Source organism: Mesorhizobium sp. P2_D1, from assembly GCF_056404455.1.
Window position 1 is genome coordinate 234,076 of sequence record NZ_JBFUDZ010000001.1, and the last position, 17,982, is coordinate 252,057.

The window sequence follows — 17,982 nt, forward strand, 5'->3', positions numbered from 1 at the left end:
CTCAGGACTCTCCAAGCCAGAATGTATCCGGCATATAGACACCGAAATAGGAAGTCGGGTCGTAGCCGTAGAGCGCCTTGTCAGGCAGATTGCGCAGCCGCGAGGATGCCAGAACCGGCTGATGCGTTCCGTTCACCGTGCCGATCGAAAACACCTGATCGGTATAGATCGACAGCATTGAAGTCCAGATTTCGGCGCGCTCCATGCTTTCGGTCGATGCGTTCCAGCGCGCGAGTAAAGCCATCAACTCGACCACAGGCGGAAGATCGGGCGCCTCACCCATCTTGCCATGAGACAAATAGTGAGCACCCCAGAGCGGCCATTGCAGCTGGTCATCCATGGTGGGGGCCAGCTGGTACGGGTTCATATCGGGGGTCGGCACGCCGTTGTCGATGCCCGACCACATCGACATCATGATCTGGCCGCCAACCGCGCGGCTACGGAAGATGTCGCGCTGCGAAGTCCGGATGAACAGGGCGATGCCGATCTTGCGCCAGTGATCGGTGATGAGTTCGAGCGCGTCGGTTTCCAGCGTGCTTTCGCCGGCCGTTTCCACGATGATTTGCGCCGGGCGTCCATCGGGAAGTATCCGCACCCCGTCATCGCCACGCTGCTGAAGCCCGGCCTCGTCGAGCAGGGCATTGGCCTGGTCGGGATCATGGGCGACCCAGGCTTTCGCGAATTCCGGCCGGAAGAGCGGGCTCTCCGGCAGCACCGTATCGGCACTTTCCTGCGCCAACCCGTAGAACACGGCCAAATTGATCTCGCGCCTGTCCACAGCCAGCGAAAGTGCGCGGCGCACGCGCACGTCACGGAAAAGGCCACGCCACACCAGGTCGGCACAATTCAGATTGGGCAGCAGCGCCAGCCGCGAACCCTGTGTGCGTTTCCACAGATGCATCTTCACCGGGTAGCGCTTCTCCGCATCCTTCAGGAAGGAGTAATCGGTGAAGTCAATTCCCAGGCTTTGCAGGTCGCTCTCGCCCGCACCGGTCTTGGCGGAAATGATCGTCGACGAGCTGACATTCATGACAATCCGGTCGACATAGGGCAGTTGCCGGCCATTCTCGTCTATTCGATGAAAGAACGGGTTGCGCTCGAAGACGAACTGCTCAGCCGGCGGCTTGGTCCGGTTCTGCCAGGGATCGAGCGTCGGCAGGTCCGGGTTCTCCGGGCGATACTGCCGCGACATGCGGATATGCAGGAGCGTCCATTTCCGGGCCCGGTTCTCCTTCATTAGGCCGGCGAGCCGGAACGGATCCTGGTATTTCTTGTGGAACTGCTTGAGGTAGGCGGCCGGCAGGACAAGCGATAGCGGCGCAGCAGCGGCGAGCTTGGGCAGGAAGTCGGGATTGGGCGCATCCCAACTATAGCGGACCGTCAACGGATCGACGATCTCGAAGCGTGGCGGCTTGCCGTCCGCCAGCAGGGCCGGGGCGAGCCCGCCTTGCGAAAGCTCATCGTTCAGCCAGACATCTTCCCAGCAATAACGAAAATCCTCCGGCGTCAGCAGGCTACCGTCAGACCATTTGTGCCCTTCCCGTATCTTGAAAGTGAAGACACGATCATCCGCCACGTCGAAACTCTCGAGAATGTCGGCTTGCATGTTGAGCTTTTCGTCATAGCCGACCAGGCGGGCATACCCGTAGATCGTCATCATCCGGATATCTTTCTGGCTGCCGATGATCGTACGCAGCGTGCCGCCATACTGGCCTGGCTGCCGGCCCATCGCAGCGAGATTCACCGCGCGTGGGCTCTTGGGCAGGCGTTCGGCGAGTGCCGGCAGCGCCCTGGCCTTCAGCTCCGGCTGAAGAAATTCCGGCTCCAGATCGCCGGCGCGCGACGTGCCCGGCAGAAATGCCGAAGCCATGAGGCCAAGGATGGTGCGCCGGCTGATCAATGGCGTAGCTCGCTGACATCGGCCGAACGTCGGGCCAGCACCAGGTGGCCGCCGCCAAGATCGAGCGGCGACAGCACATCCTCCTCGCCCTCGTCACGGAACTGCGGTCCCCATGCGCTGGTGTCGGAAGCACCGCTGAGCTTCAGCGTCTTGAAATCCATCGGCCTGTCGAGATCGGGGAAAGGCACTGCGGCGACCAGTGAACGCGTGTAGGGGTGGACCGGTTTCCGAAGCAGAATTTCGCGAGGCGCAAGCTCAACGATACGCCCGCCGCACATCACCGCGATGCGGTCCGCCATGTAGTCCACCACTGCCAGATTGTGGGATATGAACAGGTAGGTCAGGCCCAGTTCCTTCTGCAGGTCCTTCAGAAGGTTCAGGATCTGTGCCTGGACAGAGACATCGAGCGCCGAAACCGGCTCGTCGCAGATAAGGAGTTCAGGCCCCAGCGCCAACGCCCGCGCGATGCCGATACGCTGGCGCTGCCCGCCGGAGAAACTGTGCGGATAACGCTTGATGAAGCGCGGATCGAGCCCGATTGCCTGCATCAGGCTCTTGACCGTGGCGAGTCGGGACGCGGCATTGCCACGTTGATGGATTTCGAGCGGCTCGCTCAAGATGTTCTCCACCGTCATGCGCGGTGAAAGCGACGAAACCGGATCCTGGAAGACCATTTGGATTTTCGCGCGCAGCATGCGCAGGGCGTTTCCCTCGGCTTCCAGGACCTCGATCGGTCCATCGCGGCCGTTGAAGATCACGGAGCCGCCACTGGGGGTGACAGCCCGCATGAGGATCTTGCTGACGGTGGTTTTGCCGGAGCCGCTTTCGCCGACCAGACCCAGGCACTCACCCCGCCTGATATCGAAGCTCACGCCGTCCACGGCGCGAACGGAGGTTTGATGACCCCCGCTGAACCATCCGGACTTGCGGGTGGTGAAAGTCTTCGTGAGATCCCTGACGGACAGCAGGATGTCGTCCGGCCCCTTCGATGCCGGCGCCGTCTGCTTGCCAAGTAGGTTCTCGACATTCACAGGCACCTCGCGGAGCGCCTTTAGCCTTTCGCCAGGCTTCAGGTCGAAATGCGGAACGGCTGCCATCAGGCCCTTCAGGTAAGGGTGACCTGGCCGGCGGAATATCGCCTCGACAGGTCCCGCTTCCATGATCTCGCCATGGTAGATGACCACCACCTCGTCGGCGACATTGGCGACCACGCCGAGGTCGTGCGTGATCAGCAGCATCGCCATGTTCAGCTTGGTCTGAAGCTCGCGCAGCAACTGCAGGATTTGCGCTTGGATGGTGACGTCCAACGCCGTCGTCGGCTCGTCGGCGATCAGCAAGGCCGGCCGGCAGATAAGCGCCATGGCGATCATGGCGCGCTGACGCAATCCTCCCGAAAGTTCAAACGGATACATGTCATAGGCGCGCTTGGGATTGGGAAACCCGACAAGGCTGAGCATTTCCTCGGTCCGCGCCTTGCGCTCCGCCCGAGCCATGGGCGTATGAATCTGCAGGGATTCGCTGACCTGGTTGCCGATCGTGTGCAGCGGCGACAGCGACGTCATCGGCTCCTGGAAGATCTTGCCGATGCGGCTGCCTCTCAATGCCCGAATTTCGGGCCCGTCACGCGGCATCTGCAGGATATCCTGCGTTGTGCCGGGCTTTTCAGGATCGGAAAACAGGATACGGCCGCGAACATGGGCAGTCTTCGGCAAGATGCCCATCACGGCCTGGCTGAGAACCGATTTTCCCGAACCGGACTCGCCCACAAGCGCGGTAACCTTGCCTGGTAGGACGCGAAGATTCGCACGCCTGACGGCATGCAACGGTCCCCCGACAATGGCAAAAGAGATGCCAACATCTTCGATCCGCAGCAGGTCAAAACCCGAATTCATACCCGAATTCATTCTCACACCAGCCCCACTCTGGCGGCCTGCCTGGCGACAGGCCCAGAAAAGCGAGACTAGCGCATTGCCAGCCTAGAGCAACTTGGATTCTAAATAGTCGCCAGTTCCCTGACGGAACCGGCGACCGGACTGCAGACCAAAAGCGTTCGGATCAGATCGTGGCGGTTACTGGAGCTTCCGCCGGTCGCCCGCCGACAGCCGGGCGGCATCGCGATGAAGCAGCATGACCTGCTCAGCGTCCGATATCCGATCGTGAATCGGCTCCATCGCACCGTCTTCATCAAGCGCGAGAGCGCCCGACAGATCGGGTGAAAGCACCGTCAGCTTCTTGATGCCCGCCAGTTCCTCGTTACCGAGCGTCAGCCAGCTGTTGGTGCCGCAATAGCTGGCGAAATCTTTGCTGGCGAGAACGCTGTGCGGATATTTCTTGGTCAGCGTCTGGAGACGCTGGACCTCGTTTACAGCAGAGCCGAAGACAGAGAATGTCAGCCGGTCGGTAAGGCCGACATTGCCGAACATCACATTGCCGACATGCAGGCCGATACCAAAGCCTATGTCGCTCAACCCCTGCTGCTTCCTGCGCAGATTGAGATCCATCATGCGCGCGCTGGCCTTGTGCGCTGCCGCAAGAGCTGCCTGGCAGGCGATCTCGGACTGCGAGCGGTGCCTTTCGCAAGGGTAGACGGCAATGAAGCCATCTCCAATGAAACTCATGATCTGCCCGCCTTTGCGATTGAAAGGTGCGGCAACGGCGTCGAAAAACTGATTCAGGGTATCGATATAGATTTCGCGGCCGGAGGTTTCGGCAAGCCTTGACGACCCGCGCATATCGGCCATGACCAGGGCGGCCCGGATTGTATCACCCTCGCCGCGCTTGATCTGGCCGTCCAGCACGCGCCTGCCGGCGTCGCCGCCGAGATAAGTGGTCATCATGTTGTCGGCGAGCTTGGTGAGGACCGCCATCTTGGTTGCGATAGCGAGATGGTTCTGGATGCGCAGCAGCGCCGAAATCATGCTGTCGCTGAAGCCTGCGGCACTGTCGGTCGACCAAGACCCCATCATGCCCTGCGTGGTGTTGCCGCTGAAGGGATGGACGAAAGCCATGTAATCGGTGACGCCCATAAGCCTGAGTTCATCAAAAACAGGAAACTCCGACGGCACCGACGGGTCGAACCGGCGCCGCAGATGGTCGAGCTTGTTGCTGAGCAGATGGTAATATGGGCTGGTCACGAACCTGTCGGACGGCACGCCGCCCTCGTTGCGGAAGCCTTCTACTTCGAGGCCCTGGCCGCGAAACCAGGTGAAGCCAAGCGCGTCATAAAGCGGATGAAGCATCGAAAAGCTCAAATGCACCCGCTTCAGTGGCAGGCCGGCGGCAGCTAGCCGCTCACAAAAGCCTTTTACCAACGTTTCCAGGTCGTTGCCCTCGAGCGCCGATTGGGTCAGCCAATCGGCAACCTTATCCACGAGGATGGTGGAAATCTCTGTGCTCATGCTGTCTCCAAACCCGTCCAAGATGGGCCACTCCTTTGATCCGCCACAACACAGTCCGCCAACGATCCAAGGACAAGGCCCTCGAAGTCAAGGAAGCCGGCTTCGGCGGAAAAAGCCGGCGAAGAATTTCTCGAATGACTGTCGTTGCAGGCAAGGAGCGGGCGTAACTGCGTTTATCTGTTGCGCCATCATGTGGCGAGGCTGCCGGCGGAGTGCAACCACGATCCTGACATCGGTCGGAAAAATTCGCCGGCAAGACGCCGTCAGGCCTTCACCACCGTTTCCCGAGCTAGCCCGAGGCGGCCAAAAACATTGCGCGTGTCGACGATCAGCAGAGCGTGATCGGCGATCGCCTGATAGTCGATCGCATCGTGGTCGGTTGCAACGACCACAGCATCGAAATCCTTCAAGGCCGCCTCGGTCAATTCGACCGAGCGACGCCCCTTGATCGCCATATGCTCCCGTGTGCTGGGAATCTCAGCAACATGCGGATCGTGGAATTCCGCCTTGCCGCCCCATTCCTCGATGAGTTCAATGAGCCGCAATGACGGACTTTCGCGGATGTCGGGCACATTCTTCTTATAAGCGAGCCCGATGATGAGAATGCGCGAGCGGCTGAGCGCCTTGCCGCAGCGCCGGTCCAGCGCCTTCGCCAGTTCATCGACAACATGACGCGGCATGGCCGTGTTGATCTCCGCCGCCAGTTCGATGAAGCGGGTCGGCAGTTCGTATTCGCGCGCCTTCCACGTCAGGTAGAAGGGATCGATCGGAACGCAATGCCCGCCAAGTCCGGGGCCAGGATAGAAAGGCATGTAACCGAAGGGCTTGCTCTTTGCCGCCTCGATCACCTCCCATATGTCGATGCCCATCGCACCGAACACGACCTTCAACTCGTTGACGAGGGCTATGTTGACCGAACGGAAGATGTTTTCCGTCAGCTTGACCGCCTCGGCGGTCGCCGTGGTGGAAACCGGAACGACGGTCTTGACCACGCCCTGGTAGAAAGCCTGCACGAGCGTCGCCGCTTCAATGCCGTCGCCTGCCACGACCTTGGGGATCGTCGCGACCTCAAAGCTGCGGTTGCCGGGATCCTCTCGTTCGGGCGAGAAGCCGAGGAAGAAGTCTGTCTTCGACAGCAACCCGGTTTCTTCCAATACGGGCTTGATCACGTCGTCGGTCGTGCCGGGATAGGTGGTCGATTCCAGCACGATCATCTGGCCGAGACGCAGGTGCTTGGCGATGGTGGCTGCCGTGTCCCTGACGAAGGAGAGGTCCGGCTCGCGGTGTTTCGTCAGCGGTGTCGGGACGCAGATAATGATGACATCGCAGACCGCCAGTTCGGCAAAATCCGCAGTGGCCCGGAACCGTCCGCTTGCCACCTGGCCGGCGAGGGCTGTCGACGTCACCGCCTCGATGTAGGATTGGCCGGCGTTCAGGCTCTCGACCTTCCGGGCTTCGATGTCGAAGCCGGAAACCGGGAAGCCGGCGCGTGCGATCGCAACCGCCAGCGGCAAACCGACATAGCCCAGTCCGATCACGCCGACTTGCGCGGTGCGCGTCGAGATGCGGCTCAGAATACGGTCATATGTCGATTGTGAGGCGTCCAAGAATCTGCTTTCCCGTCAATTCGGACAGGCTGTCCGCTCCCATGGCCGAGGCATATTGCGGAAAAACGATTTCCGCAAGCCGTCGTCAGACCGGCGCCTTCGCCTTCAGGCTTGCGGCAGCCATCGCATAGCCGCCGGCGGCGCCATCGATGAAATGAAGGTGATCGCGCTGCAGCGGCGAGGCGACGAGGCATGTCATCAAGGCCGATTTCTGGCGGTGCAGGCCATAGTTGCAGATGCCTGCCTCTTCCGCCTGTTTCAGCCGGTTCTCGATCCGTTGCAACACATCCGCGTCAACGTCGATGGTCATCTTCAAGCCGTCGTCGAACTTCCGGAAATCCGAATTGCTGGCCACTTCGCGTTTGTAGACCTTCGGATCGAAACGGCCGATCGTCCAGCCAAATCGATCGGTGACCGCCGTAAGCGTCATCAGGAACACTATCCACAGCTTCGACGCCCACCGCCATCCTGCCGGCGCGGTGGCCCGCGCCTCGATATCGAGGCCGGCGGGCAGCAAACTGTAGCCCGGTCCGTTCACCGGCACCGGGTGGCCATCGCGTTCCTCCCTGCCGGCAAGGGCGATGATGTCGGAAGCCAGGAACTGAAAACCGCGCAAGTCGCGCGACGCCCCCGGTATGGCTATGATCGAGACGATTTCGCCATGGCGGGCTTCGATTGGGTTCCAGCGGCAGGAGAGGCCGGTCAGATCCGGCCGCGCGCCGGCCGGCGCAGGATCGATGCGGTAGCGCCCCGCTTTCATCTCGGCTTCCGCCCAACTGCCGCCACCGCCGGCGAACATGGCATAAAAGACTGCTTCGGAGGCCTGGAACCGCGCCACGCGAACGTCGAAGCCGTGCGCTCTTACATCCTTTATCGGCACGATCGCGGCACGCAAGGTCAGGTCCAGTTCGTCCGCCACCCATCTCTGGACAGCCGCCAGCGCGTTGCGGGTGATCTCCAGCGCCGAGCCGGGAAACGCCACGAGCGCGCCGTCGCCGCCGAAGACAAAGGGAAGATCTTGCCGGCCCAGCGCATTGAGCAGTGCCGAGATGACGCTGGCGCCGGCCATATTGACGGTCTTATAGCGCCCAGCCTCGATCGCCTTGGTCGAGCCGACGATGTCGGCGGTGGCCAGCGCCCAGCCATCGGGCAAAGGCCGATAATTGTCGATATCGGCAACGCTTTCGAACTTTGCGAAGACCGGCAAGGACGCGACAAACGGGTCGGGCGCGGCAGCTGTTTCCATAACCATCAGATAGCACATTCCACTGCTTAGAGGTGAAGTCGATCATGCTACGAAATTGACTTGCGCAGGCTTTCCAATGATAGGGTCGCGCGATGCGAATTGCCTTCTACGCGCCGTTGAAGTCGCCCAATCATCCGGTTGCCTCCGGCGACCGCCAGATGGCACGGATGCTGGTCAAGGCGCTGGAGCATGGAGGGCATAGCGTCGAACTGGCATCCGAACTGCGCTTCTATCTACGCGAGCCGGAGCCGAAAAGTTTCGATGCGCTCCAGATCGAAGCCCGAGAGGAAGCCGCGCGGCTGACAAAGCTTTGGGATCGTCACGGCAAGCCCGATCTCTGGTTCTCCTATCATCCCTATTACAAGGCACCCGACCTGATCGGGCCCGAGCTGGCGTCGGCCTTTGGCGTCCCCTATGTGACAGCCGAAGCCTCCTATTCGGGGCGGCGCAACGCCGGCTTGTGGGCCGACACGCAAGCGTTGGTGGCGCGAGCCGTCGAACAGGCAGCACTGAACATCTGCTTCACGCAAAGGGATCGCCAGGGACTGGCAGACGCGATTCCCGACGCCGCTCTCGGTATGCTTTCGCCCTTCATCGACACATCGGCATTCCGGGAAATACCGGCACGGGGTTGTCCGACGCGCCTGGTTACCGTCGCCATGATGCGCCCGGGCGACAAGGTCGAAAGCTATCGCATGCTGGCGCAAGCGCTCGGTCCGATCCGCCACCTGCCCTGGACCATGTCGGTCGTCGGGGACGGGCCTGCCCGTGACGAGGTCAAAGCGCAATTCGCCGGCTTGCCGGCCAACCGTATCGATTGGCTTGGCGCGATCGAGCCGGCCGCCGTGCCTGATGTGCTCTACAGAGGGGGAATTTACGTCTGGCCGGGCTACGGCGAGGCCTATGGCGTTGCCTATCTTGAAGCACAGGCCGCCGGCCTTCCGGTGGTGGCTCAGGACATCGCCGGCGTGCCGGAGGTCGTGCGGGATGGCCAGACCGGGTTTCTCACCCCGCCGGGCGATGTGGCGGCGTTCGCTTCCGCCATCGAAAGGCTTCTGGCCCGTAACGACGAAAGAACCATCATGGCCGAAAAAGCCAGACGTTTCATCCTCGAAGAACGCTCCCTCGGTGCTGCTGCCGCGCGTCTGGCCGAACTTCTTTCGAGGATCCCCGTTTCATGACACCCGATCGGATCTGGCAACCCTTGGTGGAAGAACTGGCGCGCTGGCAACGGGCGGGCCGCAAGGGGGAGTTCTGGCTGCGCGACGATGACACCGTGGAGCCGACGCCTGAGCTTGATCGGCTGCTCGCCCTCACAGGTGAATTCGCGGTTCCGGTCACTCTGGCCGTCATTCCGGCCCTGACGGATGAGAAGCTTGTCATCCGGCTCGACGAGGCGCCGCACGCCACCGTCGCCATCCATGGCTGGGCGCATCGAAATCATGCGCCCGGGGACCAGAAAAAGCAGGAGCTCGGCGCGCATCGGCCACGCGCGGCGATGCTGGATGATCTGGCTCGCGGGCTGTCGCACCTGACCGGCTTGCACGGCGCACGTGCCGTTCCGATGCTGGTGCCACCCTGGAACAGGATCGACGCCGGCCTGGTATCCGACCTTGGATCGATAGGATTTGCGGCATTGTCGGTCTATGGGCCGCCAAAGCCGGCTTCACTGGCGGTCATCAACAGCAATGTCGACATCATGGATTGGCATGGCACGCGCGGCTGCCACGATCATGGCCTGTTGGTTCAGGCGATCGTCGCGCAATTGCAGCATGCATTCGACGGCGGCGAACCGGTCGGCCTGCTCACCCACCATCTCGTCCATGATGAATCGGCCTGGCTTTTCCTCGAAAGGCTGTTCACGCTCACCGCACGGACTGAAGCCTGCGCATGGCTTCCGATCAGGACATTGATCGGGCGCAGCGCCGGTAGAGGAAAATAGCTCAGCGCTTCTTGTGCAATGAGACTGGGAGTTTGAGCGTCTGGCCATCGCGCGCGGCAAAAGCGCCGGCAAACCTGTCCTTTGCCAGTTTCTCGATCTCGTCCAGTTGCTCGTCGGTGCGTGTCGGATCGTGGTGAAACAGGGCGAGCCCCCGCGCACCGGCCGCCTCACAGAGCTTGACGCCCTGTTGCCATGTCGAGTGCCCGTGACCGCGGCGGTGTTCCATTTCCTCCTCGGTGTAGGTGCAATCGTAAACGACGAGGTCGGCATCTGCGATCAGGCCGAGCACCGCCTGATCGAGTTTATCCGGCTCATGCTCGGTGTCGGTGATCACCGCCACGACGCGACCGCCCCATTCGACCCGGTAGCCTATGCAGCCGCCCGGATGGACAAGGCTGCCGGTTCGGACCACCACCCCTTTGCGCGGCCGAAGCACGTCTCCGGATACGAAATCGTGGTAGTCGAGGCTTGCCTTGCAGATATCCAGTCTCACCGGAAACCACGGCGGCCGAATGAACTCATCGACCATCTGCCTGGTCGTCATGCGTCCTGCAAGATGCCCGGACCAAAGCGCAATCTTGATACTCCGGTCATAGATCGGCGCAAACACCGGCAGCCCGATGATATGATCGTAATGGCAATGGGTGAAAAACAGGTCGAAATCGGTCACGCCCGACGCCCGAAGCGCCGCGCCGGCGGGTCGTAGGCCAGAGCCCGCGTCGAACAGAAGCGTATGCTTGCCGCATCGCATCTCGATGCAGATAGTGTTGCCGCCATAGCGAGAGAATTCTGGGCCCGATACCGAAATGCTGCCGCGCACCCCCCAAAACCTGACCAGGAAAACATCGTCGTCCATGCTAGCCCTTCGTACTCCCCGTCACCCATCGTAGCCAAACAACGGCTGCTAGGCGAGACAGGTTTTCTCCAGGTGGCCCTCTCAGAGGCCGTGCCATCGCGACGGCGAGGATTGAATGCGCGCCATTCGTTATTTAGCGCTTCGTGCGTCGATCAGATCCGCGGTCGTATGGCTTAGGCGGTCGGCAAGAACCCGCAATATCTCGATGGTCATTTCCGGGTACTCCCGCATAAGCCTCAGGAAATGATCCTTGCGGATTCTCAAGGCTTCCACCGGACTGGCCGCTCTGACGGTGGCTGTGCGCGAGCTGTTGCACAGTATGGCGATCTCGCCAACGATCGAATTTGGCACCATTTCGGCAATTTTAATCGGTCCGCTGTCGGAATCGACCAGAATATCCGCGCTGCCTGAAAGGATGACATAGGCGGCGTCTCCCTCGTCGCCCTGCCGGAAAAGGATCTGGCCGGCGCTGTAGCTTACCCGGTCGGATGTGAACGCAAGCAGCTTGAGCTTTGTCGACTCGATGCCGGAAAACAGGGGAATGCGTTGCAGCATTCCAACTTCATCCTTGAGCAGCATTGTCGCAAACCTCCAAAATTCGCGTTTGCCAGACTAGAGCAACGAACGCCCGGATGGAATCAATTCTGTTTCCGGGATGGCGAAGCCAACCACGCGATGGCGAGCCTGATGTCGTGCGATCGGGCGATGCCGCCTGACAAATTCCCACCGGCAGAATGATCCCATCTGAATGTCCATCCCTCTATGACAGCAGTTCCTTGAAGATACCGTTGCCTGCCAAAAGTGTCTCGTGTGTTCCGTCTTCCACCAATTGACCCGAGTCGAAGACGACAACGCGATCGAACATCGCCGCCATTGTCGGACTCGTCACGACCCACACTATTGCCGGCGAATGGCCGTCGCACCTGGCTGCCTCGAGCACGTTTCGCAACACCTTCTCCTGCATGCGATGGTCGAGCGCCGATAGCGGCCGGTTGAGAATGAGAAAATCGGGACGCTTGAGCAAGGCCCGGGCAACATCGAGCTTCTGTCGCTGTCCACCGGTCAGCCGCCTGCCGCCGGAGCCGACGTTGAAGTCCAGGCCGACATCCAGAAGTTCGGCATAGAGCCCAAGTTCGTCAAGAATGTCATAGACGATGGAGCGTATGCGGTCCGGCGCGTCGGGATGGCTGTTGCCCACGCGCCCGAACAGGACATTGTCCATGACGGTGGCTGCGGCAATATATTTGGCGGGATCATACCGTTCGATCGCATCTTGCAGCTCGGGCGGCAGGTTTTCATAGAAATGGTTGCGCGCGGCGACGATCTTGCTCATCAGCTCGTCGCTCAGCAGGCCGAAGCGGTGCCGGGGCTCGATATACGCAAAGCTCAAGGTGACGATCATGGCGCGGTCGTTCTCGGAAACCGCCTCGTGGGGCCGGTTCTTGAGCCGTTGCAGCAAGGTTTCGTAGGCGGGTATCTCCTCGGCGCTCATGAAGGCGAGCTGCTGGAAGAACTGGTGATCGGCCGGCAGGTCGGCAAACAGCTCGATCGCCTGTCCGGCGATCTCCATGCCCATTTCGTAGAGCGTGCGGTCGAGGCCGGCTTCTTTCAGCACGGAAGCAAAATAGGGATTGGCAGCCAGAGCCCTGTCGGCCAGCTTGGGGCCGGCGGCAGCGCCGAAGAGCAGGTTTTCGCCGATCGTCGCTTCCTTGTTGTAGGCGCCGGGTTCGAAAGGAACCACCAGTCCGCTCAGCCCTTCCTGCTCCAGCCGGGTTCGCAGCGCCGCACGCAGTTCGACGATCCGCCTGGCAAGCTCCGTGTGACGCGTGAGGTCGGCCGAAGAGCGTAAGCCAAGATCCAGAATATCGCGCGACAGGACAACCGCGTCGAGCACCCTGCGCACAGCTTCAAAGAGGTCGTGCGGGCCGGTAGCGCCGGCGGAAGCATAGTTGATCCAGTCGCTCTGGATATCGAGATCCGGATTACCCGACCGGCGCGCTTCGTGCATGTTCCAGCGGTGCTGGTCTGCCGCAGCGCCGTCATAAGTCACCGGTGTCAGCGGCGCATGCTTCAACCCGTAGAGCAAGTTATCGCGAAGGCTGGCCTGGAACAGGAAAACATCCGACGAGGCATAGGACATGCGCCGGCCGGTCACTGCTTCGGGGAGTTCAAGCAGGTCATCGGCGCCCGACATGACCCTTCCGCTGTCCGGCCAATTCAGCCGGGCGAAAGCTTCTGCAAGCGCCTCAGCTCCACCTGTTGCGGTACTGACCAGCGCCACCGTCTCACCCGGCTTGACCTGGAGGGAGATGCGGTCGAGGAGCATGGCACCGCCATCGTCCGCTATGGACAGACCGATCGCCGACAGGGGGTTGGTCATCGGACCGGGATCGTCGATCGTCAATGCCCCGATTTTCGGCTCGATGAGACCGTCGACGGTGAACTGTTCAACGACCTGCTGATATTTGACCTGGACATCCTGCCGCGCCTGATCCCAGTCGATCAGTTCCTTCATCGGTCCGGGCAGGTCCTTGTAGGCGCTGATCACGGCCACGAGCTGGCCGACGTCCAGCCGCCCCTGGATGACCAGATACCCGCCGATCATGTAGAACAGAAAGGGAGTGAGCTGCGCGAGAAAATTGTTAAGGAACTTTACCATGAATTTCCATTGGTAAAGGTCGAAGCGTATCTTGAAGATGAGCCCGAGCCGGGCAGCTATGTCGGCGCGCTCGTAGTTTGACGTATCGTGGACGTGAACCGCGCCGATGCCGTCGACGATTTCGCCAACCCGGCCCGAAAGCGCCCGCGCCGTCAACTGCCGCTCGCGCCCGAGCACGATCAGCCGCCGCCGCATTCGCGGGATGAGCACGATCTGGATCACCACGATCACGACCGCTATCATTCCGAGCCAGACGTTCTGGACCATGATGAACAGCATGGCCGTCAATGCCTGGCCGCCGAGCAGTACCGGCTGCAGGAAGGCATCGCCGATGAAGCCGCCCAGCGGCTCCACCTCGTCCTTCACCATGGTCGCCACTTCGGCGGATTTCACTCGCTTGAAGTAAACCGGAGGAAACCGCAGCACACGATCGACCAGATCAAAGCGGATACGCCGCAGCATGCGTTCGCCGAGGCGGCCCTTGTAGGTGTTGATGTAGAGTTTGAACAGGCCGTTGATGACGACCAGCAAGAGGAACACAAGGCTCAGGGCAAACAGCGTCTCCTTGCGGTCGAGCTGAAAACCGGAGAAGAACTGGACCTCTCCAATGAACGGCACGTTATAGTGTAGCTTCATGAATGGCCGGGTCGCGCCGGGTTGCTCGAAGCCGCTACCTTGGATCGGGCCGTTGACGATCAGCTTCGGCAGGTCGAAGGACATGAAATACGGGATCATCGAAAGCAAGACGATGATCAATATCCAGACCTGCTGCTTCTTGGTGTGCGTCCAGATATAGCGGGCTAGGCTGGGTTCCATATGCGACTGTGGACCTTCAGTTGGAAGGATGCAGGATGTAAGGGCACCTGCTGGCGAATGGCGGATCGGCGATTTCTTCGTCGCCAGCGACAAGCTCAAAGCTGCAGTGGACGGCGATTGTCCTGCGCTCGACTCTGTAAGGAACCTGTGAGGCGTCGCGTTCCAGCACGAGGCCGCAGTTGCGCGGCTGGCGCTGGCGGATCGACGCCGATGGTCCGGACAGACGCAACAGGCACTCTCCGGCACCGGGCAATGGCGAAGCGGCTTGCAGCATAATCACGTCCGCGAATCAAACGGCCTTGCGGGAGGCAAGATTGCGTTGTGTCGCCCGAAATCCCAACATACAAGACGAATATGATGGATGTTACGCAACCGCGCAATGCCGGCATGGACTGGCACGAGCAAGCCCTGGACCTCACGCGGGGAATTGCTGCCTATGTCAACAGCCCTCTCGTGGCAGGGCTGGCGCGCGTCGTCGCCAAGCATCCGGAGGCCGATATCGCCAATGCCTTCAACCACAAGCAGGTCGCCTGCAAGATGTGGGCGCGCGACAGGCTGTTCGAAAGCTTCGGCGGCCGGTTCGGCCGCATATGGGTTCTGGGTGGATGGTACGGCGTCTTGCCGGCGATGCTTCTCAACGACGCCCGCTTCGACATCGCGGCGGTCGATTGCATCGACATCGATCCCGAAGTCGCGCCGGTCGCCCGGACCCTCAACCGGGACGCCGGCGACCGGTTCCGGGCGGTCACGGCGGATATGTACGCACTCGACTATGCGGCCGGACGGCCCGATCTGACGGTCAATACGAGCTGCGAGCACATAGCCGATCTGGGCGCCTGGCTTGCCCTGCTTCCGCGGGGCACGAATGTACTGCTGCAATCGAACGATTATTTCAGCGAGCCGACGCACATCAACTGCGTAGCTTCACTTGCAGCCTTCGAAGCAATGGCGGCGCTGCGGGAGGTGCGGTTCTCGGGCGAACTGCCGACAAAAAATTATACGCGCTTCATGCTGATTGGAACTGTTTGATGGCATAGCGCGTAGCGCTTTCCCTCAGGGAATTTGCGTCAAAACAAAGAGATAGGGCGGTTCTGCGGGTCCGTGAAACGATGAACCGCTCTAGGATCCATCGTCTGTTTGATCATGAACTTTTCCGAAACCGGGCCCCACTTTCAGAGACCATGTTCGATACCGCTCGCGCAGGATTTGCGCCGCGTGACGCGCGCCTTCCAGATCGAGACGATGCGCGGATGGCACCGGTCCCACAAGCGCCTGTTCGATCGCTTGCGCCAGACCTTCAGGCGTCAGGTCCTTTTCCGTCAGCACCGTTGCAAGACCGAGTTCTTCGAGCATCAGAGCGCGAACCGTCTGTTCGGTTTCGCCGCCGGCTGCAAATGGAACGAGCAGGGAGCGACAACCCGCGCGCAGGACATCGCAGACCGTGTTGTAACCCGCCTGCGAGACTGACAGGCGGGCGCCGGTCAGCAGGCTGGCGAAATCCTCGCGGAACCGGAAGATGGACAGGCCCGGCGTGGCATCGCGTGCGATCGCGTCAAACTCGTCTTTCGGCAGGTTTGGGCCGGTGATCAAACACCATTTCCAGCCTTTGTAGGCATTGCGCGCCGCTGCTATGGTGGACCTGACAAGGCTCTTTCCGGCAGCCCCGCCGCCAACCGACACCAGAACGTCGAAGCGCTCGGAGGCCGCGGCCGATGGCGGCGCGGCAACGAGCCCTGTGTAGGTGACCTCGGCGCTGATCGCTTCAGCCAGTGGAAATGTCTTGTCGATGGTTGCGAAAGCCGGATCGCCGTGGACCATGACAAGGTCGAAATGCCTGTTGATGAGATCGACCGTTTCTTCGTTTCGGCCCGCCTTGACACGCTCCTGAAGGATATCACGCACGGACGTCGCCAGCAGCGGTCTGGGCGACGTCGCGTCGATGGCCTCGACTAGCGGCAAGAGTTCGAAACGCATCTGCCGGCGTCCAAATGGAAACGCCTCGACAATCACGATATCAGGCCTGCACTCCCGGAATGCCTGCAGCAGCATCTCCGAACGCCGTTTCTTGAAATCATCGTCGATGGGTTTGCCCTGCAGGTCGACAAGTCCGGAAAATCCTTCATCGCCGGAGGTGACAGGTGGCAGGGTGACAGATTTTACACCCGGTCCCGGAAACCCGGCAATCGGCGCTCCGCCCGTTACGACGGTGACGTCAAACACGTCATCGGCCAGAGCCGCCGCAATGCGGCTGGCGCGCGCGAGATGGCCAATGCCGAGCAGGTGTTGGACGTAGAAGAAAGCGCGCAGCCGCTTCATTCGGCGGCCCGCCACTCCCGCTCGAACAGTTCCTTGAGCTGTCCAATGCTTGCCGTATGATCGAAATCGCCGCGCACGCGCCGCTCCGCGGCATCGCCGAGGCGGGCGCGCAGCACGGGATCACGGATCAGGCGCTCCAGCGCCTGTGCCAGGGCGATTGGGTTTTCCGTCGGAACCAGCAGCCCGGTATCTTCAGGCGATAGCAGCTCCGGCACGCCGGAAATATCGGTCGACACGCAGGCAAGCCGCTGGCTGGCCGCCTCCACCAAGACATTCGGCAGACCGTCCCGGTCGCCATTTGCGGTGATCCTGCAGGCCAGGGCGAAGATGTCGGCGCAGCGGTAGTGCTCAAGCACCTCCTCCTGCGCAAGCGCGCCTTTCCAGGAGACGCGACCATCCAGTCCGAGCTTTTGCGCCAGCGCCTTGAGCCGTCCCAGTTCCTCGCCGCCGCCGATATGCTCGAAACGCCACGCCAGATCACCAGGCAAGAGGGCAAGGGCCTCCAGCAAGGTATCGTAACCTTTCTTTTCGACGGCGCGCCCGACACTCAAGACGACAACCGGTTCGTCCGGCACCGAGCCGTCATGCTGTTTTCGCGCCTCGCCGAAACTGCCGAAGCGATCAAGGTCGAGCCCATGATAGCTCAGATGCACGGACGAATTGCCGTTGGCGAGTTTTGTCAGACGGTCAAAGCCGGTTTTCGTGCAAGTGACCGTCCAGCGCGCCGAGGAAAGCTTGCCGGCCAGATCCCAGTCCGCCGAAGTCCAGATGTCCTTGGCATGGGCCGAGCAACTCCAGGGCAGGCCGCGAAGCAGGCTGGCATAGCGCGTCACCGATGCCGGCGTGTGCGCGAAATGTGCGTGCAGCCAGCCCGCGTCTTCCGGCCATTCAGCCGCCAGCACGAGCGCTTGCCCGAAACGGCGCGCGCGATTGCGCGTAAAGTCGCGGGGGATATCGGTCGCCAGCGATCCGAGCGCGCGCCAGAAGCCCGGCCGCAGCAGATGAGCAAACAGCGAGCGAACCACGCGCAGCGGCTCTTCATGCAGATATTCCGGCAGATAGTGGACCGGCGCTTTGATCTCGTCATGCACGGGGTGGCGTTTTGCATCGGTCGGCCGCCTGAGCGCGAACAGTATCAGGTCGAACCCCGCACGCTCCAGACCGAGCAGTTCCTGCGCGATGAAGGTTTCCGACAGCCGCGGATAGCCTTTCAGAACCACGACGATCTTGCGATGTTGCAAC

Annotated in this window: 14 protein-coding genes; 3 read left to right on the plus strand and 11 right to left on the minus strand. The window is 61.3% G+C overall.

Annotated features, from left to right (window positions below; translation table 11 throughout):
* Position 1: 1 nt before the first annotated feature.
* The 5 genes from AC1D0I_RS01230 to AC1D0I_RS01250 form a co-directional block, all read right to left on the minus strand.
* Positions 2 to 1,900 (minus strand): ABC transporter substrate-binding protein, encoded by a 1,899-nt coding sequence (locus AC1D0I_RS01230; protein ID WP_477392530.1) that lies wholly within the window; start codon positions 1,898 to 1,900, stop codon positions 2 to 4.
* Positions 1,897 to 3,792 carry an ABC transporter ATP-binding protein gene (locus AC1D0I_RS01235; RefSeq protein WP_477392532.1) on the minus strand — a complete coding sequence of 632 codons (1,896 nt, stop codon included), beginning with the start codon at positions 3,790 to 3,792 and terminating at the stop codon, positions 1,897 to 1,899. Before AC1D0I_RS01235 ends, AC1D0I_RS01230 begins: the two co-directional genes overlap by 4 nt.
* Before the next feature lie 177 nt (positions 3,793 to 3,969).
* Positions 3,970 to 5,298, minus strand: coding sequence for an adenylate/guanylate cyclase domain-containing protein (locus AC1D0I_RS01240; RefSeq protein WP_477305448.1), 1,329 nt, complete (start codon positions 5,296 to 5,298; stop codon positions 3,970 to 3,972).
* A 263-nt stretch (positions 5,299 to 5,561) separates the two neighbouring features.
* Positions 5,562 to 6,905 (minus strand): nucleotide sugar dehydrogenase, encoded by a 1,344-nt coding sequence (locus AC1D0I_RS01245; RefSeq protein ID WP_477392534.1) that lies wholly within the window; start codon positions 6,903 to 6,905, stop codon positions 5,562 to 5,564.
* A gap of 85 nt (positions 6,906 to 6,990) precedes the next feature.
* Positions 6,991 to 8,169 (minus strand): DUF3095 domain-containing protein, encoded by a 1,179-nt coding sequence (locus AC1D0I_RS01250; RefSeq protein ID WP_477392536.1) that lies wholly within the window; start codon positions 8,167 to 8,169, stop codon positions 6,991 to 6,993.
* A 74-nt stretch (positions 8,170 to 8,243) separates the two neighbouring features.
* On the opposite strand from AC1D0I_RS01250, the gene AC1D0I_RS01255 reads away from it, so the two are divergent.
* Both AC1D0I_RS01255 and AC1D0I_RS01260 read left to right on the plus strand, forming a co-directional pair.
* Positions 8,244 to 9,332 carry a glycosyltransferase family 4 protein gene (locus AC1D0I_RS01255; protein WP_477392537.1) on the plus strand — a complete coding sequence of 363 codons (1,089 nt, stop codon included), beginning with the start codon at positions 8,244 to 8,246 and terminating at the stop codon, positions 9,330 to 9,332.
* On the plus strand, positions 9,329 to 10,093 hold the full coding sequence (locus AC1D0I_RS01260; RefSeq protein WP_477392539.1) for a polysaccharide deacetylase family protein: 765 nt from the start codon (positions 9,329 to 9,331) through the stop codon (positions 10,091 to 10,093). The genes AC1D0I_RS01255 and AC1D0I_RS01260 overlap by 4 nt, the downstream gene beginning before the upstream one ends.
* A gap of 1 nt (position 10,094) precedes the next feature.
* Here the strand turns inward: AC1D0I_RS01260 and AC1D0I_RS01265 are convergent, their stop codons facing one another.
* The 4 genes from AC1D0I_RS01265 to AC1D0I_RS01280 form a co-directional block, all read right to left on the minus strand.
* Positions 10,095 to 10,949, minus strand: coding sequence for an MBL fold metallo-hydrolase (locus AC1D0I_RS01265; RefSeq protein ID WP_477392541.1), 855 nt, complete (start codon positions 10,947 to 10,949; stop codon positions 10,095 to 10,097).
* Positions 10,950 to 11,078: 129 nt separating this feature from the next.
* Positions 11,079 to 11,528, minus strand: a complete 450-nt coding sequence (locus AC1D0I_RS01270) for a cyclic nucleotide-binding domain-containing protein (RefSeq protein ID WP_095083929.1) — start codon at positions 11,526 to 11,528, stop codon at positions 11,079 to 11,081.
* Positions 11,529 to 11,709: 181 nt separating this feature from the next.
* Positions 11,710 to 14,424 (minus strand): ABC transporter transmembrane domain-containing protein, encoded by a 2,715-nt coding sequence (locus AC1D0I_RS01275; protein WP_477392543.1) that lies wholly within the window; start codon positions 14,422 to 14,424, stop codon positions 11,710 to 11,712.
* A gap of 16 nt (positions 14,425 to 14,440) precedes the next feature.
* Positions 14,441 to 14,698 (minus strand): hypothetical protein, encoded by a 258-nt coding sequence (locus AC1D0I_RS01280; RefSeq protein ID WP_477392544.1) that lies wholly within the window; start codon positions 14,696 to 14,698, stop codon positions 14,441 to 14,443.
* Positions 14,699 to 14,778: 80 nt separating this feature from the next.
* On the opposite strand from AC1D0I_RS01280, the gene AC1D0I_RS01285 reads away from it, so the two are divergent.
* A complete protein-coding gene (locus AC1D0I_RS01285; protein ID WP_477392546.1) occupies positions 14,779 to 15,453 on the plus strand; it encodes a class I SAM-dependent methyltransferase in 675 nt (224 codons plus the stop codon).
* A 90-nt stretch (positions 15,454 to 15,543) separates the two neighbouring features.
* Here the strand turns inward: AC1D0I_RS01285 and AC1D0I_RS01290 are convergent, their stop codons facing one another.
* Both AC1D0I_RS01290 and AC1D0I_RS01295 read right to left on the minus strand, forming a co-directional pair.
* A complete protein-coding gene (locus AC1D0I_RS01290; RefSeq protein WP_477392548.1) occupies positions 15,544 to 16,740 on the minus strand; it encodes a glycosyltransferase family protein in 1,197 nt (398 codons plus the stop codon).
* Positions 16,737 to 17,981, minus strand: coding sequence for a glycosyltransferase family 4 protein (locus tag AC1D0I_RS01295; RefSeq protein ID WP_457154935.1), 1,245 nt, complete (start codon positions 17,979 to 17,981; stop codon positions 16,737 to 16,739). Before AC1D0I_RS01295 ends, AC1D0I_RS01290 begins: the two co-directional genes overlap by 4 nt.
* Between the last annotated feature and the right edge of the window lies 1 nt (position 17,982).

Excerpts from the sequence above, each read along its gene's own strand:
- AC1D0I_RS01235 (WP_477392532.1), bottom strand. The coding sequence starts at position 3,792 with ATGAATTCGGGTTTTGACCTGCTGCGGATCGAAGATGTTGGCATCTCT.
- AC1D0I_RS01240 (WP_477305448.1), bottom strand. The coding sequence starts at position 5,298 with ATGAGCACAGAGATTTCCACCATCCTCGTGGATAAGGTTGCCGATTGG.
- AC1D0I_RS01250 (WP_477392536.1), bottom strand. The coding sequence starts at position 8,169 with ATGTGCTATCTGATGGTTATGGAAACAGCTGCCGCGCCCGACCCGTTT.
- AC1D0I_RS01255 (WP_477392537.1), top strand. The coding sequence starts at position 8,244 with ATGCGAATTGCCTTCTACGCGCCGTTGAAGTCGCCCAATCATCCGGTT.
- AC1D0I_RS01260 (WP_477392539.1), top strand. The coding sequence starts at position 9,329 with ATGACACCCGATCGGATCTGGCAACCCTTGGTGGAAGAACTGGCGCGC.
- AC1D0I_RS01265 (WP_477392541.1), bottom strand. The coding sequence starts at position 10,949 with ATGGACGACGATGTTTTCCTGGTCAGGTTTTGGGGGGTGCGCGGCAGC.
- AC1D0I_RS01270 (WP_095083929.1), bottom strand. The coding sequence starts at position 11,528 with ATGCTGCTCAAGGATGAAGTTGGAATGCTGCAACGCATTCCCCTGTTT.
- AC1D0I_RS01275 (WP_477392543.1), bottom strand. The coding sequence starts at position 14,424 with ATGGAACCCAGCCTAGCCCGCTATATCTGGACGCACACCAAGAAGCAG.
- AC1D0I_RS01280 (WP_477392544.1), bottom strand. The coding sequence starts at position 14,698 with ATGCTGCAAGCCGCTTCGCCATTGCCCGGTGCCGGAGAGTGCCTGTTG.
- AC1D0I_RS01285 (WP_477392546.1), top strand. The coding sequence starts at position 14,779 with ATGATGGATGTTACGCAACCGCGCAATGCCGGCATGGACTGGCACGAG.
- AC1D0I_RS01290 (WP_477392548.1), bottom strand. The coding sequence starts at position 16,740 with ATGAAGCGGCTGCGCGCTTTCTTCTACGTCCAACACCTGCTCGGCATT.